This is a genomic window from Pseudomonas sp. B1(2018), assembly GCF_003097365.1.
In the GTDB taxonomy this organism is placed as follows: Bacteria; Pseudomonadota; Gammaproteobacteria; order Pseudomonadales; family Pseudomonadaceae; genus Aquipseudomonas; species Aquipseudomonas laurylsulfatiphila.
Genome location: NZ_PYUK01000001.1, coordinates 152,110 through 166,504 on the forward strand (window position 1 = coordinate 152,110; position 14,395 = coordinate 166,504).

Annotated in this window: 10 protein-coding genes; 6 read left to right on the forward strand and 4 right to left on the reverse strand. The window is 58.5% G+C overall.

Annotated elements, in window-relative coordinates; genetic code table 11:
- Window positions 1-8 precede the first annotated feature (8 nt).
- From C9422_RS00670 to C9422_RS00680, 3 genes are read right to left on the reverse strand one after another with little or no spacing between them, the layout of a single operon-like run.
- On the reverse strand, window positions 9-956 hold the full coding sequence (locus C9422_RS00670; RefSeq protein ID WP_116579299.1) for a transporter: 948 nt from the start codon (window positions 954-956) through the stop codon (window positions 9-11).
- 12 nt (window positions 957-968) lie between these two features.
- Window positions 969-2,384 carry a DUF1254 domain-containing protein gene (locus C9422_RS00675; RefSeq protein WP_116579300.1) on the reverse strand — a complete coding sequence of 472 codons (1,416 nt, stop codon included), beginning with the start codon at window positions 2,382-2,384 and terminating at the stop codon, window positions 969-971.
- 10 nt (window positions 2,385-2,394) lie between these two features.
- On the reverse strand, window positions 2,395-3,186 hold the full coding sequence (locus C9422_RS00680; protein ID WP_116579301.1) for a hypothetical protein: 792 nt from the start codon (window positions 3,184-3,186) through the stop codon (window positions 2,395-2,397).
- Window positions 3,187-3,551: 365 nt separating this feature from the next.
- On the opposite strand from C9422_RS00680, the gene C9422_RS00685 reads away from it, so the two are divergent.
- The 3 genes from C9422_RS00685 (at window position 3,552) to C9422_RS00695 (ending at window position 8,196) form a co-directional block, all read left to right on the forward strand.
- Window positions 3,552-6,104: an S-type pyocin domain-containing protein gene (locus tag C9422_RS00685; protein ID WP_256589840.1), complete on the forward strand. Its 2,553-nt coding sequence runs from the start codon at window positions 3,552-3,554 to the stop codon at window positions 6,102-6,104.
- Complete coding sequence (locus C9422_RS00690; protein ID WP_116579302.1) at window positions 6,104-6,580, forward strand: DUF6392 family protein; 477 nt, start codon at window positions 6,104-6,106, stop codon at window positions 6,578-6,580. The genes C9422_RS00685 and C9422_RS00690 overlap by 1 nt, the downstream gene beginning before the upstream one ends.
- A 98-nt stretch (window positions 6,581-6,678) precedes the next feature.
- A complete protein-coding gene (locus tag C9422_RS00695; protein ID WP_116579303.1) occupies window positions 6,679-8,196 on the forward strand; it encodes a bacteriocin immunity protein in 1,518 nt (505 codons plus the stop codon).
- On the opposite strand, the gene C9422_RS00700 is transcribed toward C9422_RS00695, so the two are convergent.
- Window positions 8,138-8,563 (reverse strand): YciI family protein, encoded by a 426-nt coding sequence (locus C9422_RS00700; protein WP_116579304.1) that lies wholly within the window; start codon window positions 8,561-8,563, stop codon window positions 8,138-8,140. The two genes, C9422_RS00695 and C9422_RS00700, sit on opposite strands and share 59 nt — an antisense overlap.
- A gap of 419 nt (window positions 8,564-8,982) precedes the next feature.
- Here C9422_RS00700 and tpx point away from each other — a divergent pair, with 419 nt between their 5' ends.
- From tpx to C9422_RS00715, 3 genes are all read left to right on the forward strand, one after another.
- Window positions 8,983-9,483: a thiol peroxidase gene (gene tpx, locus C9422_RS00705; protein ID WP_007974363.1), complete on the forward strand. Its 501-nt coding sequence runs from the start codon at window positions 8,983-8,985 to the stop codon at window positions 9,481-9,483.
- Window positions 9,484-9,926: 443 nt separating this feature from the next.
- The gene (locus tag C9422_RS00710) at window positions 9,927-11,243 is read left to right on the forward strand and encodes an MdtA/MuxA family multidrug efflux RND transporter periplasmic adaptor subunit (protein WP_116579305.1); all 1,317 of its coding nucleotides are present in this window, start codon (window positions 9,927-9,929) and stop codon (window positions 11,241-11,243) included.
- Window positions 11,240-14,335 carry an MdtB/MuxB family multidrug efflux RND transporter permease subunit gene (locus C9422_RS00715; RefSeq protein ID WP_116579306.1) on the forward strand — a complete coding sequence of 1,032 codons (3,096 nt, stop codon included), beginning with the start codon at window positions 11,240-11,242 and terminating at the stop codon, window positions 14,333-14,335. The genes C9422_RS00710 and C9422_RS00715 overlap by 4 nt, the downstream gene beginning before the upstream one ends.
- The last annotated feature ends 60 nt before the right edge of the window (window positions 14,336-14,395 follow it).

The following is a 14,395-nucleotide window of genomic DNA, read 5'->3' on the forward strand; positions in this document are numbered from 1 at the left end:
GCTACCTCTTAGAAAAATGCCAGGGTCAGGTTGACGCTGATGCCATTGCCTTCGGGCCGGTTCTTGGTGTCGAACTCCGGCACCCAGCGGGCACTGATGTTGGCCTGGGCGTCGGCGAACTTGCCGCTCCAGCCTACCGTCGGGCCCGCGCCCACCGAGCGTCCGCGAAAACCGCTGGTTGCGCCGGATCCGGAGTCATCGGTGACCTGCTGGATATAGCCTGCCACCAAACCGGCGTTCCAGCCGTTGCCGAAGCCGTGGGTCCACAGGGCGTCGAGGGTGAAAATGTTGCCGTTGCGATAATCGGTGGCGTCGTTCTCGGTGTAGAACTCCAGGCCACTCGACAACGTGAACTCGCCGCCCTTGCCGTCCAGATGAGTGAACGCCACGGTCGGCATGAAGGTGTAAGTGTTCTGCCCGGGGTTGGCCAGGCGATCGTCGTTGTAGGCGCCGGTCGGCACGTAGATCGGCAGCGAGAACGCGATGTGGTTGAGCTCGTCGAAGTGATAACCGGCGGCAATCGGCGTCACCAGCATGTCGGCGAACTGGGTGCCGGTATCCTCGGAGCCCAGGGTCCTGCCGCGAGGGCCGGTGATGCTTGCAGTAATGTCGGTGTACTGCACCGGTACACCGATGGCCGAGGCGTAGTTCCAGCGACCCTTGCCCGTGTCCCAGACGTGAGTGAAGTTGGCCATGGTGTAAGACACTTTCATGTCCAGCCCGGTACCCAGGGCGCCCACGATCGGCACCTGGGCGTTGCCCTTGAGGTCGCCGTCGTACCAGATGCTGGTCAGGGACATGACCCAACCCGGCTCCGGGGGCACGATCCCGGCATCGGAAAACACTTGTTGGCCGGTGATCGGGCGACCGACACCGCCTTCGGCCGCCAGGCCCCATGGACTGACGCTGACCATGCACAGCGCCAACAAGGGGCGCACTACGAAAGGCCTGATCATGAACGACTCCGCTTATTGTTGTGGGGTGGCTGGCGTCAACAGCGGCAGTTTCCACTGGCCGTTGTTGACTTCAGGTTTGGGCAGGTACAGGCGCAGCACGCCGTAGAACGGACCATTCGGTGCCGGCAGCCAGTTGCTTTGCAATGCCTTGGCCGGTGCCTTGTGCTGCACGTAAAGGGTCAGGCCGCCATCGGCATCGAGCTTGAGGTCGGGCAACATTCGCGAATTGATCAAGTAGCGATTGAGCGGATTGGCCACGAGCAATTTGTTCTTGCCGTCATACATGGTCAGCGACCAGAACGCATCGACCGGGGGCAGGGCGTCCTTGTCAAAATGCAGGGTGTAGTCGGTTTTTGACGCGTCGACCGGTTTTCCGTCCTTGTCGATGAAATAGCCGAAGTAGTTCGCCTCTTCGGCAGAGTTGCCGAAAATCCCCATGTTGGCGCCTGCATAGCGGTACAGGTAGTTGCCCTTGAGGTGGTCGCGACTGCCGAACAGGTCACCGCTGCTGATCTCATGGGTGTCGACTTTGGTTTTCTTGAATTCGGCGAACTCGGCCCTGGCGTCACTGATGCCGTCTTCCAGTGCCTTGCGTTGTTCGGCGCTGAGATCAGTGAGCTTGAAGGGTTTGCCGGCCCCGACGCCGATTTTTGCGAAGCGCGCCAGCAGGTCTTTTTCCACGTCCTGGGCCGGGGTGAATGCCAGCATGAAATTCAGGTAGCGAAACAGGTCCGGGGTCTCGCTCATGGTCGGCGTCGGTTTCGGCCAGTCGATTTTCGGCGCGGCAGCCGGGGCCTTCTGTTTGACGTAGTGACTCAGGGGTTCGACCTTGTAGCCTTTCTGGATCTGCTTGACCTTGGCCAGGTCTTTTTCATCGAACAATTGCGTGCGGTACAGCGCGTAAGCGATGTTGCTTTCACTGCGGACCATGCGGTCGATGTCGACCGGTTGCTGACCCTGCCAGTTCGGGCCGGCAATCATGTAGTGACCCCCGTTGTTGCCCGTGCTGCGAGTGCCCAGATAGCCAAAGTTCTGGGTGTAGGCGTCGATCAGTTGCACCGAGTAGTAACGGTGTTCTTCGATGGGCGGCAGGGTCAGCACCAACGGCTCGGTGCGCAAATCCATCCAGACAAAGGAGTAGGGCGTGTCGGAATTCGGGGTGACGAACGCCGTGTCCTTCGCGGTAAACGCCTTGGCGGTATTGCCGATCTGATTGAACGGTGCCTTGAAATTCGGGCTCTTCCTGTCCACGGCCTGGGTGTAGAGGGTCTTGTACATCTCCACCACCGGGAAACCGTACAGATAGGCCTCCTTGGCAATGGCCCGGGCTTCGTCCGGGGTGGCGGTGAAGTCGACACTGGCCCCTGCACCACAACTGACGAACATTGTCATCAGGCTGAAACCGGCTGCGCGAAGTGCACCGTGCATACAAAAGTCCTTATTTACCGAAGGTGACATTGATCCCGGCGAACAGGGTGAATTGCGGCAGGCCATCGCCTTTTCGGTCAACGGTCCACTGTGGCTCGATAAAGGCATTGAGGATATTGGACCCGGACTTCCAGGCTTTGCCGCCACCCAAACCGAGTGGGATGTAGTGAGTGTTGTTCTTCAGGTCGAACGTCCAGATGCCGGTCGAGCGCAGGTACCAGCCTTTTTCCAGGTTGTGGATGATGAACGGCTGGAAAGTGGCGGACTCGACATGGGGGCGGTCGTGATCACCGGCGAACGAGCTCTGGTACTGCACCAGTGCGCCAAGGAGCCCGCGCGGCGAGGAGTCGATGGCGATGGCGGACAGTCCGGCCTGCCATTTGCCGGTTCCCAACTCATCCTGCTCAGCGGTCGGCGCAGTGATTTGCGGGCCGACGCCCAACTGCACGCCTTCGGTCTTGAGCAGGAAAATATCGAACAGGTTCAGGTCACCGATGCCGGTGCTGTAGCCGTTGTGGGGATCCGGGCGGGTGCTGACGGGAAGGGTGACGCGCAACAGTTGCGGGACACCAATGAAATCATTCGGCGCCATGGGCAACGCACCACGCAATAGCGCGTCATTGGTATGAGCGTTGGTGTCGAACAACCTGGGTGTGTAGTAGTCCTGAAGGTTGACGCCGGGCGCCAGGTTCAGCGGGTTGTTGCTTTTGTTGGCCGTCTCGGCGTTATCGGCGTGAGCACAAAAAACAGGCGCGAGCGAAGTCACCCAGACGAAGGCGTACTTCCCCAATTTCTTTGACATTAATCCCCCGGCTCCCTGGTGGCTGATTGGGCAGACGGTCCTTAAGTTTGGCCGTAACTGCGTAATCCCTTTCCGATCAAGCCTGTAGGACTTATCGGATGAAGTTAGCAGTTAACCACGGGTTGGCCAGTCCTGTGGATTAATTCTTTCGTTTTGTGTGTGGATTCTCGTTATTTTCGTGTACTAAAAAGTTAATGCGGATCAGTTGGTTAGGATCATTAGCTAAAAATGTCATCACGTTGGAGCTGATTGTAATCCATCCGATCACTGATTGATCTCGTAAACCAATCGCATCCTATACATATGTACCGCACCTGATCGCTGCCCTGTAAACAAGCTGTGCCCTACAGACAAGGAGAGACTGTATGGCACAGCGAACATTCAATGATGGGACGTCAGGAGACGTAGTAATAAGGTCCGGCCCGCCGGCTTCGGGTGGCGGTGGTGGTTCATGGGGAGGTGGTGGTTTCGGGGGTAATCGTGTCGGCGCGTCCGGCAATTTTGGTGGCCCGGGCGCCAAGACCATTGCGCTCAGGAAAAAGGCCAAACAGGAGCGAAAAGAGAAGGCGGCCAAAGATGCAGCAGACGCTGCAGCTCGGGCGCAGGAGCAGGCCCGTGTACAGACGCGGCAACAACTGCTTGCAGGGCAGGCTCAGCGTCATGGCATCGTGAGGGCTGAGATTGACCAGGCCTTTGCGGCCAGGGCTGCTCAGCTGTCGTCATCACTTGAACACGAGATATCGAGCGCAAGACAACCTCTTGACAGTGGTTCGAGCAGCGAACGCTGGCAACTGTATTTGATCAGCAAAGAAAAAAACGAAATAGATGGGCTGATCGCCCGCAAAACATCGGAACTCAATGCAAGGAATATCGTTGCCCGATCGTTTGATGGGCACGATCCTCTCACGCGTACGCCAGCTGATTTTCTGGAGCGACTGGACCAGTTCGGCGATGCGCTCGACAGTGGTTATCAAGCTTGGGAAAACGCCTATACAGCTGCCCATGAATCCCGGCTGCTATCCACTCAAGTTACTTCGCTCACCGAAAAGTCAAACAGACTAGCCAGTCATCATGCTGAACAGACCATTGTCTGGCGTGAAAGGGAAGCTCATTGGGAGCGTCTTCGGCAGATTGCCGAGCAACGTGATGCACGCATCCGTTTCAAGCAACAGGCAGATGCGGATACGCGCATTGAGCGCATCAGGCAAGCCAACACACTGAGGTTACCTGCCACTGCGCTGGCCGCTGGCGGCGTGGTGTTGACACCACAAGGCGTGCTTGTTGCCCAGGAAGTTGCAGCAGTACTCGAAAATGCAGTCCAGGCTGGCATCAAAGGTCTGATCGATCTCGGTCGCATAGCGCTGAAAACAGGACCGGTGTTCATTACGGGGATGCTGGAGTCACCCGTCCTGGGCAACGGTGAGTTGACTCCGGAGCAACGAGATCGCTTGTTCTACGCCGTAGGTGTACCCGCGAGAACACTGGAGCTTTACGACGCTCAGGAACTGCAAGGGATTGCTGACGAACGTGGCTCGGTAGAAGCAGAGTACCGGCTCAAGCCCTTACCCATGCCGGAAGGTGTTGCAATTGTCATCGCCAGTACTGGCGGCGAGATCGACTCCCGGGTTCCGGTCGTCAATGCAGTACTCGACCCTCTGACAGGGCTCTACACCGCCGAGGTCCCTGGATCGCCAACCCGGCACCTGCTGTTCGCTGCCGATGCCCCTTCCCAGGCTGCGATGCCTGGCCGGACGCCGTTGGCGGTGATGGAGCCCCAGGCTCAAGACATCCCCTCAGGCGTCGATCTGCGCATCCAGGATTGCATTGTTTGCGTGCCTGGCCTTGAGCCGATCTATCTGTCTTTCGGCGTCCCGCCTATGGGCACAGGCGTCGTTACAGGAACAGGTCAGCCGCCGACAAAAGAATGGTGGAATTCGGCGACTCAGACTGCGGGTGCGGCTATCCCGACTCAAGTCGGAGACCAGTTCCGAGGTCGCGAATTCAAGTCGTTCGAGGCCTTCGATGAAGCGTTGTGGCGAACAATAGGAGAGCATCACCCACTTGTCTCGTCATTCGATGAGGTGAACAAAAAACGCGTCGAACAAGGTTTCGCCCCCTACGCGCCGAAAAGCACATGGGTGGGTGAAAGCCGTGAATTCGAACTGCGTTACCAGGAGCGTTCGGAGTTCTGGTCTGATCCTTTCAACCTCGACAGAATCAGCATCAAGACGCCGCAAGCTACTGAAGGATGGCTCGGGATCGTCCCGGCGGTTGTTCCTTGGCCGATTCCTCCGGCCAGCAGCTGGAAACCCGTGGTGCCGCCAGGCAGCGAACACATCGGGTCGACGACATCGCCGATTACACCGACCGATCCGTTGATTTATCCCGGTAGCCCGGCCATCCCCGTCCTACCGGAAAACGAGACATTTCCGGCTGTTGATGTAGGGGAAGTTGGTGCGAGTATTCCGGGGTATCCGGGGGATATGGAGCTTCCCTCGCCGGGACTGGTTTTCGTTGGTCCGCCGGTTGAGCCTTTGGAAGTTGGACCGTATAACGAGTTAAGTGGCCGGAGTAGGGGAGATGGGTTGGATATTGATCATATTCCATCGCGGAGAGCGTTGGAGGAGTACCTTCTAGAAAACTTCGCCGATATTACACCGCGTGAACGTAGAGATTATGTTCAGCGAGCCCCGAGCATAGCGATACCTGCTGAAGTGCACAGAAAATTCAGTGAAACCTATGGCGGGCGTAATACCGCAATAAAACGCTCTCAAGATGCATCTGATCTGAAACAAGCTGTGGATCAGAATTTTGACGCGATTAAAATTGGGTTGCTTGACTCGGGTATGGACGAAAGCAGCATCGAGATTGGGCGCGAGCAGTTGCATATTCTTCATAAACAACAGGGGTGGTACTAATGGATGCTGCAAAAGTTGTGGAGCTAATAGAGGGTGTTGGTTGCACTCATGAATCATTGTTGGCGAGCGGAGTTATTCCCGACCAACCTCTTGCTGAGCTCTATCCCGATTGTGACCGATTGGATCTCGAGATGGAAAATGGAATAGCGTTGACGTTTTGGTATGAAACAAAAGTGTTGGATAGTTTTTTTGTAACTTTGATGAAGACAACGCCTAGTACGTTGAAGTATGAAGGCGAACTTCCTGAGCCTTATAAATTGGTAATGACCCAGTCCGACGTCCATACGCTTTTTGGCGAGCCAATGGAATCAAGAGGCCCAATCAAAATGCCTCAGCCGATGGGCCAAACAGGTGGATGGGAATCCTATCCACTGGATCCTGCTGTTTATCCGGGCAAGAAGGTCGTCTTTCAATACACGGCTGCAATGGAAGTTAAAACGCTGGTCTTTACTTTGATCGACAAAGGTCACGACTGATTGTGAGTTTTGGAAGGTTTTGAACGTTTCCTGCGCACCTGCTCGCAAGGATTGAGCAGGTGCCATTGCTGCGAAATACACACAAGGAAGAACCCAAGATGGAACTTAAACCAACACTCCAGGATTACACCGCAACGGAATTCCAGGCTCTGGTCGACAAGATCTGGGCCGTGGATCTACCCAAACAGGAGCATGACCGGCTGATCAACCATTTTGACCGGATATGTGGCCACCCCAAGGGGGCGGACTTGTTGTTTTATCCTGACGACGTTACCAACATCAATGATCCGGAATCGGTTGTGCATGAGGTCAGTGACTGGCACGACAGGCAGGGTATGACAGCGTTCAAGCAAGTGCCGGTGTCGGTACCTGCTCCGTCGAAACCAAACACTCCCGTTGCGCGCAGCCTCGCAAAAGTTCAAAAAATTGCTGCAGACGTGGCCATATCGGAAAGGGCCATTGAAACGACGTTTGATCGGTTTGAACAAGGTATCCAGCAATTGCATGGTCAGTCAGGCGGTACAACTGACATTCCGGTCCTGGAGACGAACATCGTTGCACTGGAACATGTTCAGCATGAAGCGATAACGGCAGTCAGGAAGTTCGAGTCCTTGAAAATGATGGTGGAGTTCGCAAAAAACGATGCCCAGCGTAACCTCGCTTATGCTCGGTCCGAGCAAGCGCAGTGGCAGGACATCGCTCAACAGATCAACGCAATACAGGTTCGTTACATTGGACGATTGGCGGCATTTGCCCAGCGCCACCGATTCTTGCATGACCAGGCAGAAGGACTGTTGATACAGGCGCAGAAGCAATTGATGGGGGCTCGTAGTCTGGCTCAGGTTGGCAGCGTGATTACTGCGTCATTGGCCTCTGTTCACAAACGTCCGGATGTTTTGCTGGAGAGTGGGCCATCGGGCTTGTTGTCGAGTCAACAGATCGATTGGCTCAAGGCCATTCGTTCGGTCGTTGCCGAATTTACCTGGAGGAACACTTGCGCCGAACCGACCGATGGAAACCTTTGTGCCGCGGTGCTGCGCTTTGAGTTTTCAAGTCGTGCAGATACTCAGATTCATGGTCACAGCGTGGCACTCGTGGAATTGATGCCACTGGAAGGGCAGGATTGGCTGTCGTTGGCGGCGAGCCAATCGGAGATAGAGGTTCCTTTCAGAATGGGTGCGACGATTGTCCGCGCCAATCCTGGAAAGATGTTCAAAGGCTTGCGCGAGGTCAAAGCCCTGGTGCAGGTTTACATTGCCCCGGCCCTTGGTATTCAAAGGTCGGTCAGGGTGAGGGCGGTGCAATACGACCCGCAACTGAACACATTCAGTTTCGCCACCGATGGCGCCACACCCATTACCATCTGCCTGACGGCCCCGACCACGCTTCAAGCCAGTCCGCCCGAAGCTCAAACCTCACCGCGCCGCGTGGGTTTTGTGCAATCTTCGCCAGTGCCGATACTCGAGCCTATGTCCGACGAAGGAGATGTCCCTCGGTTCGACGATTACATCCTGGTTTTCCCCGCCGACTCCGGAATTGACCCGCTGTACGTCACGCTCAGCACTTCTTCACTTGCCCGAACACTCGCTCTTCCTGCTCACGCAATTCGGGAGTGAACTCGGCGCCAAAATCTTCGGCTTCAAACACCTGGCGAATCTCGATCTCGGCCTCGGTGCCCGGCATCGGGTTGGGGCAGCGCTTGACCCATTCGATGGCTTCTTCCCTGGACTTCACTTTCCACAACCAGAAACCGGCAATCAGTTCCTTGGTTTCGATGAAGGGGCCGTCGATCACCGTGCGTTGGTCACCTGAAAACTTTACTCGAGCGCCCTTGCTGCTCGGATGCAGGCCTTCGCCCGCGAGCATGATGCCGGCCTTGACCAGTTCTTCGTTGTAGTTGCCCATGGCGGTCAGCAGTTCCTGGCTGGGCATGACGCCGGCTTCGGAATCCTGGCTGGCCTTGATGATGATCATGAATCGCATGGTGTCGTCTCCGTTGCAGTTGAGTGATTCGATTTATAGTCGATTGACCGGGACGCAATTCGACAGGCCCGTAACGAAATTTGTCATCGGGTTGCCTCGGCTGCCTTTCGTCATGAACACCGGGTGGCTGTGGGTGAAGGGGTTACGCTGGATTACGATCACTCACGTAACACGCGAACCCTGTGGGAGCGGGCTTGCTCCGGGCGGCGCTCCGACGATAGCGATGGGACAGTCGGCAGGTATGTTGGAGCTGCTGCCGTCATCGCGGGCAAGCCCACTCCCACAGCGTTATGGGTTGTATCCAGTTTTGTGCGCTGATACATGACAATTTATGTTTGACCGTAGGTCGCAGGACAATTTCGTGGTTAACTTCGGCCTCGTCAAAATTCTCCACCACAACGTTCAGAAGGACTCCGTTCATGGCTCAAGTCACTCTTAAAGGCAACCCGGTTCAAGTCAACGGCCAACTGCCACAAGCCGGTTCCAAGGCGCCAGCCTTTTCCCTGGTTGCCGGCAATCTGTCCGACGTCACCCTCAAGGACTTTGCCGGCAAGCGCAAAGTGCTGAACATCTTCCCAAGCGTTGACACCCCGACCTGCGCCACCTCGGTACGCAAGTTCAATGCCCAGGCCAGCGACGTGGCCAACACCGTTGTGCTGTGCATCTCCGCTGACCTGCCGTTCGCCCAGGCCCGCTTCTGCGGCGCCGAAGGCCTGGAAAACGTACAGAACCTGTCGACCCTGCGCGGCGCAGAGTTCATCCAGAACTACGGCGTGGCCATCGCCGACGGTCCGCTCAAGGGCCTGACCGCTCGCGCCGTCGTGGTTCTGGACGAGAACGACAACGTGCTGCACAGCGAACTGGTTGGCGAAATCGCTGACGAGCCGAACTACGAAGCGGCACTTGCTGTTCTGAAATAAGCGTACCTTTACAATGTTTAACGGCCTAGGGGGGCGGTCTTAATTGATTTCCCCGCCGCGTTGTCGCCTTAAAACGGGCCAGGCAAGGCGCAGGCCGCCGGGAATGGTTGTTCCCTTTCCAAGGCCTGCAACGCAGCCTGGCCCGTTTTAAGGCACAACCCGAAGGGCCGGGCCTGCTGTTGTGCAGGGCTGCGTTGCTCGAAGCTTATTTGGAATCACCAAACCGCGCTTCTCGCGCCTTGCCCTGCACAACAGCAGGCCCGGCGCGGCGTGGAAATCAATTAAGACCGCCCCCCTCTGTCCAGGCCGTTTTCATTTGTGCTTCAGTGTCTTACACAAAACTCCTGTTACGTAAGCCGAAAGTAAATTGCCGGTAAAGGCGCTTTGCTTAAAACCCGCCAGTGCTTATCGTTCAGCCTCATGTAAAAAAGCCCACGCGCCCAATGGTTGATCACTCAATGCAATCCTCCGCTTCCCGTAGTCCCCGTCGCTGGCTGTTCGGCCTGCTTGTCCTGTTGGTCATTGCCGCCCTGTGCTGGAAATTCTGGCCGGGCAGCGCTGCACCCAAAGAGGCGGCGGGGCAGAAAGCCGTTGCCGGGCATACTGGTCGATCGGGTGGCATGCGTCCGGGATTCGGCGGTGCGTCAGGGCCGGTGCCGGTACGGGTGGCTCCGGCCGTCACCGGTGACTTCCCGCTGTATTTCAAGGCGCTGGGCACGGTCACGGCGCTGAACACCATCAACGTGCGCAGCCGAGTCGGCGGTGAGCTGGTCAAGATCTATTTCGAAGAAGGGCAGATGGTCAAGGCCGGCGACCTGCTGGCCGAAATCGACCCGCGCCCTTACCAGAACGCCTTGCTTCAGGCCGAAGGCACCTTGCTGCAGAATCAGGCGCAACTGAAAAACGCCCAGGTCGATGTCGAGCGCTATCGCGGCCTGTACCGCGAAGACAGTATTGCCAAGCAGACCCTGGACACCGCCGAAGCGCTGGTCGGTCAGTTCCAGGGCACGGTCAAGACCAATCAGGCAGCGGTCAACGATGCCAGGCTCAACCTTGAATTTACCCGGATCCGCGCCCCCATCACCGGTCGCGTGGGCCTGCGTCAACTGGACGTCGGCAACCTGGTGGCGGCCAACGACACCACCGCCCTGGCGATCATCACCCAGACCCAACCGATCAGCGTGGCCTTCACCCTCCCGGAAAACAGCCTCGACACCGTGCTCGCCCGTTATCGCAGCGGTGCCAAATTGCCGGCTGAAGCCTGGGATCGTGGCGATACCAAATTGCAGGCCACTGGCGTGCTGCAGAGCCTGGACAACCAGATCGACGTCACCACCGGCACCCTGAAATTCAAGGCCCGCTACGAGAACCGCGATCAGTCGCTGTTCCCCAACCAGTTCGTCAATGTGCGTCTGCTGGCCGACACCCTCAAAAACGTGGTGCTCGCACCGTCCGCCGCGATCCAGTTCGGCACCAACGGCACATTCGCCTATGTCCTGGACGGTGACAAGAAGGTCAAGATCCGTCAGTTGAAAGTCGGTGCCAGTGACGGCCTGAACACCGTGGTCACCGAAGGCCTGTCCGCGGGCGAGCGGGTCGTACTGGAAGGCACTGACCGCCTGAAGGACGGCAGCGATGTGGAGGTGGTCAACGACAGCCAGGACGTGCCGACCACGCCAACCGAACACCTGCAAGGCAAGTCGGCGCTCAACGCGGCTGAGCCCGCGACCACCGACAAGGCGAAAAAGGGCGGCGCATGAATCTCTCGCGGCTGTTCATCCTTCGCCCGGTAGCCACCACGCTGAGCATGCTGGCGATTATCCTGGCCGGCGTGATTGCCTATCGGCTGCTCCCGGTATCGGCATTGCCCCAGGTCGATTATCCGACCATTCGCGTCATGACCCTGTACCCCGGCGCCAGCCCGGATGTCATGACCAGCGCGGTGACCGCGCCGCTTGAGCGGCAGTTCGGGCAAATGCCCGGCCTGACACAAATGGCCTCCACCAGTTCCGGCGGCGCGTCGGTGCTGACCCTGCGGTTCAGCCTCGACATCAACATGGACGTGGCTGAGCAACAGGTGCAGGCGGCGATCAACGCGGCCACCAACCTGCTGCCCAAGGACCTGCCGGCACCACCGGTGTACAACAAGGTCAACCCGGCCGACACGCCGGTGCTGACCCTGGCCATCACCTCCAAAACCATGTTGCTGCCCAAACTCAACGATCTGGTCGATACGCGCATGGCGCAGAAAATCGCCCAGATCAGCGGCGTCGGCATGGTCAGCATCGCCGGTGGTCAACGCCAGGCCGTGCGGATCAAGGTCAACCCTGAGGCCCTGGCCGCCAACGGCTTGAACCTGTCGGACGTGCGCACTCTGATCGGTGCCTCCAACGTCAACCAGCCCAAGGGTAACTTCGACGGCCCGACCCGGGTCTCGATGCTCGATGCCAACGATCAACTGACGTCGCCCAAGGACTACGCCAACCTGATCCTGGCCTATGCCAACGGCGCGCCGTTGCGGCTCAAGGACGTCGCTGAAATTGTCGACGGCGCCGAGAACGAACGCCTCGCGGCATGGGCCAACGAGAACCAGGCCGTTCTGCTCAACATCCAGCGTCAGCCCGGCGCCAACGTGATCGAGGTGGTGGACCGGATCAAGGCGCTGCTGCCGAGCATCACCGACAACCTGCCGGCCGGCCTCGACGTGGTGGTGCTGACCGACCGCACCCAGACCATCCGCGCCTCGGTCAAGGACGTGCAGCACGAATTGTTGATCGCCATCGCCCTGGTGGTCATGGTCACCTTCCTGTTCCTGCGTCGCGCCAGCGCCACGATCATTCCGTCGGTGGCCGTGCCGCTGTCGCTGATCGGCACGTTCGGCGTGATGTACCTGGCCGGGTTCTCGGTCAACAACCTGACCCTGATGGCCCTGACCATCGCCACCGGTTTCGTGGTGGACGATGCGATCGTCATGCTGGAGAACATTGCGCGCTTCATCGAGGAGGGCGACAGCCCGCTGAACGCGGCGCTCAAGGGCGCCAAACAGATCGGTTTCACCCTGATTTCCCTGACGTTGTCGCTGATTGCCGTGCTGATCCCGCTGCTGTTCATGGCGGACGTGGTCGGGCGCTTGTTCCGCGAGTTCGCCATCACACTCGCGGTGGCGATCCTGATTTCCCTGGTGGTTTCCCTGACGCTGACGCCGATGATGTGCGCGCGGCTGCTCAAGCGCGAACCCAAGGAAGCCGAGCAGGGACGTTTCTATCGCGCCAGCGGTGCGTTCATCGACTGGATGATCGCCGCTTACGGTCGCAAGTTGCAGTGGGTGCTCAAGCACCAGCCACTGACCTTGATGGTGGCCATTGGCACTCTGGCGCTCACGGTATTCCTGTACATGGTGGTGCCCAAGGGCTTCTTCCCGGTGCAGGACACCGGGGTTATCCAGGGCATTTCCGAAGCGCCGCAATCGATTTCCTTCGCCGCCATGAGCGAGCGCCAGCAGGAGTTGGCCAAGGTAATTCTGGCCGACCCGGCGGTCGAGAGCCTGTCCTCTTACATCGGCGTGGACGGCGACAACTCGACCCTCAACAGCGGCCGTTTGCTGATCAACCTCAAGTCGCACCACGACCGTGACCTGAGTGCAACGCAAGTGATTGCCCGCCTGCAACCGGAGCTGGACAAGCTGGTCGGCATCCGCCTGTTCATGCAGCCGGTGCAGGACCTGACCATCGAGGACCGGGTCAGCCGCACGCAGTACCAGTTCAGCATGTCGTCACCGGACTCGGAGCTGCTGACTCTGTGGAGCGGGCGCCTGGTGGAGGCTTTGGCCGACCGCCCGGAATTGACCGACGTGGCCAGCGATCTTCAGGACAAGGGCTTGCAGGTCTATCTGGTGATCGACCGCGATGCGGCGTCGCGGGTCGGGGTGTCGGTGTCGAACATCACCGATGCGCTGTACGACGCCTTCGGCCAGCGGCAGATTTCCACGATCTACACCCAGGCGAGCCAGTACCGCGTGGTCCTGCAATCGCAGTCCGGCGAGAAGATCGGCCCGGATGCGTTGAACCAGATTCACGTCAAGACCACCGATGGCGGTCAGGTACGCCTGTCCAGCCTGGCGCATATCGAGGAGCGTCAGGCGCAACTGGCGATCACCCACATCGGCCAGTTCCCGGCGGTGATGATGTCCTTCAACCTGGCGCCCGGCGTGGCGCTGGGGCATGCGGTCGAGATCATCGAGCAGGTGCAGAAGGACATCGGCATGCCGATTGGCGTGCAGACCCAGTTCCAGGGCGCGGCAGAGGCGTTCCAGGCTTCGTTGTCGAGCACCTTGCTGCTGATCCTGGCGGCGGTGGTGACCATGTACATCGTGCTGGGCGTGCTCTACGAGAGCTACATCCACCCGATCACCATTCTCTCGACCTTGCCGTCGGCGGCGGTGGGCGCCTTGCTCGCGTTGATCCTCAGCGGCAACGACCTGGGCATGATCGCGATCATCGGCATCATTCTGCTGATCGGCATCGTCAAGAAGAACGCGATCATGATGATCGACTTCGCTCTCGACGCCGAGCGCAACCAGGGCATGGACCCGCAAACGGCGATCTACCAGGCCGCCTTGCTGCGTTTCCGGCCGATCCTGATGACCACCCTGGCCGCGCTCTTCGGTGCCGTGCCGTTGATGCTGGCCACCGGTTCCGGCGCGGAACTGCGCCAGCCGCTGGGGTTGGTGATGGTCGGCGGCCTGTTGCTGAGCCAGGTGTTGACCCTGTTCACTACGCCTGTGATTTACCTGTATTTCGATCGGTTGGGACGCCGCTTTGGAAAGTCTGACTCGAAAGAGGTGGTGGTATGACGGCGAGCTACAAGCTGCAAGCTTCAAGCCGCAAGTTAAAGCCTGCGCGATCCCTGCTTT

Excerpts from the sequence above, each read along its gene's own strand:
- C9422_RS00670 (WP_116579299.1), bottom strand. The coding sequence starts at position 956 with ATGATCAGGCCTTTCGTAGTGCGCCCCTTGTTGGCGCTGTGCATGGTC.
- C9422_RS00675 (WP_116579300.1), bottom strand. The coding sequence starts at position 2,384 with ATGCACGGTGCACTTCGCGCAGCCGGTTTCAGCCTGATGACAATGTTC.
- C9422_RS00680 (WP_116579301.1), bottom strand. The coding sequence starts at position 3,186 with ATGTCAAAGAAATTGGGGAAGTACGCCTTCGTCTGGGTGACTTCGCTC.
- C9422_RS00685 (WP_256589840.1), top strand. The coding sequence starts at position 3,552 with ATGGCACAGCGAACATTCAATGATGGGACGTCAGGAGACGTAGTAATA.
- C9422_RS00690 (WP_116579302.1), top strand. The coding sequence starts at position 6,104 with ATGGATGCTGCAAAAGTTGTGGAGCTAATAGAGGGTGTTGGTTGCACT.
- C9422_RS00695 (WP_116579303.1), top strand. The coding sequence starts at position 6,679 with ATGGAACTTAAACCAACACTCCAGGATTACACCGCAACGGAATTCCAG.
- C9422_RS00700 (WP_116579304.1), bottom strand. The coding sequence starts at position 8,563 with ATGCGATTCATGATCATCATCAAGGCCAGCCAGGATTCCGAAGCCGGC.
- tpx (WP_007974363.1), top strand. The coding sequence starts at position 8,983 with ATGGCTCAAGTCACTCTTAAAGGCAACCCGGTTCAAGTCAACGGCCAA.
- C9422_RS00710 (WP_116579305.1), top strand. The coding sequence starts at position 9,927 with ATGGTTGATCACTCAATGCAATCCTCCGCTTCCCGTAGTCCCCGTCGC.
- C9422_RS00715 (WP_116579306.1), top strand. The coding sequence starts at position 11,240 with ATGAATCTCTCGCGGCTGTTCATCCTTCGCCCGGTAGCCACCACGCTG.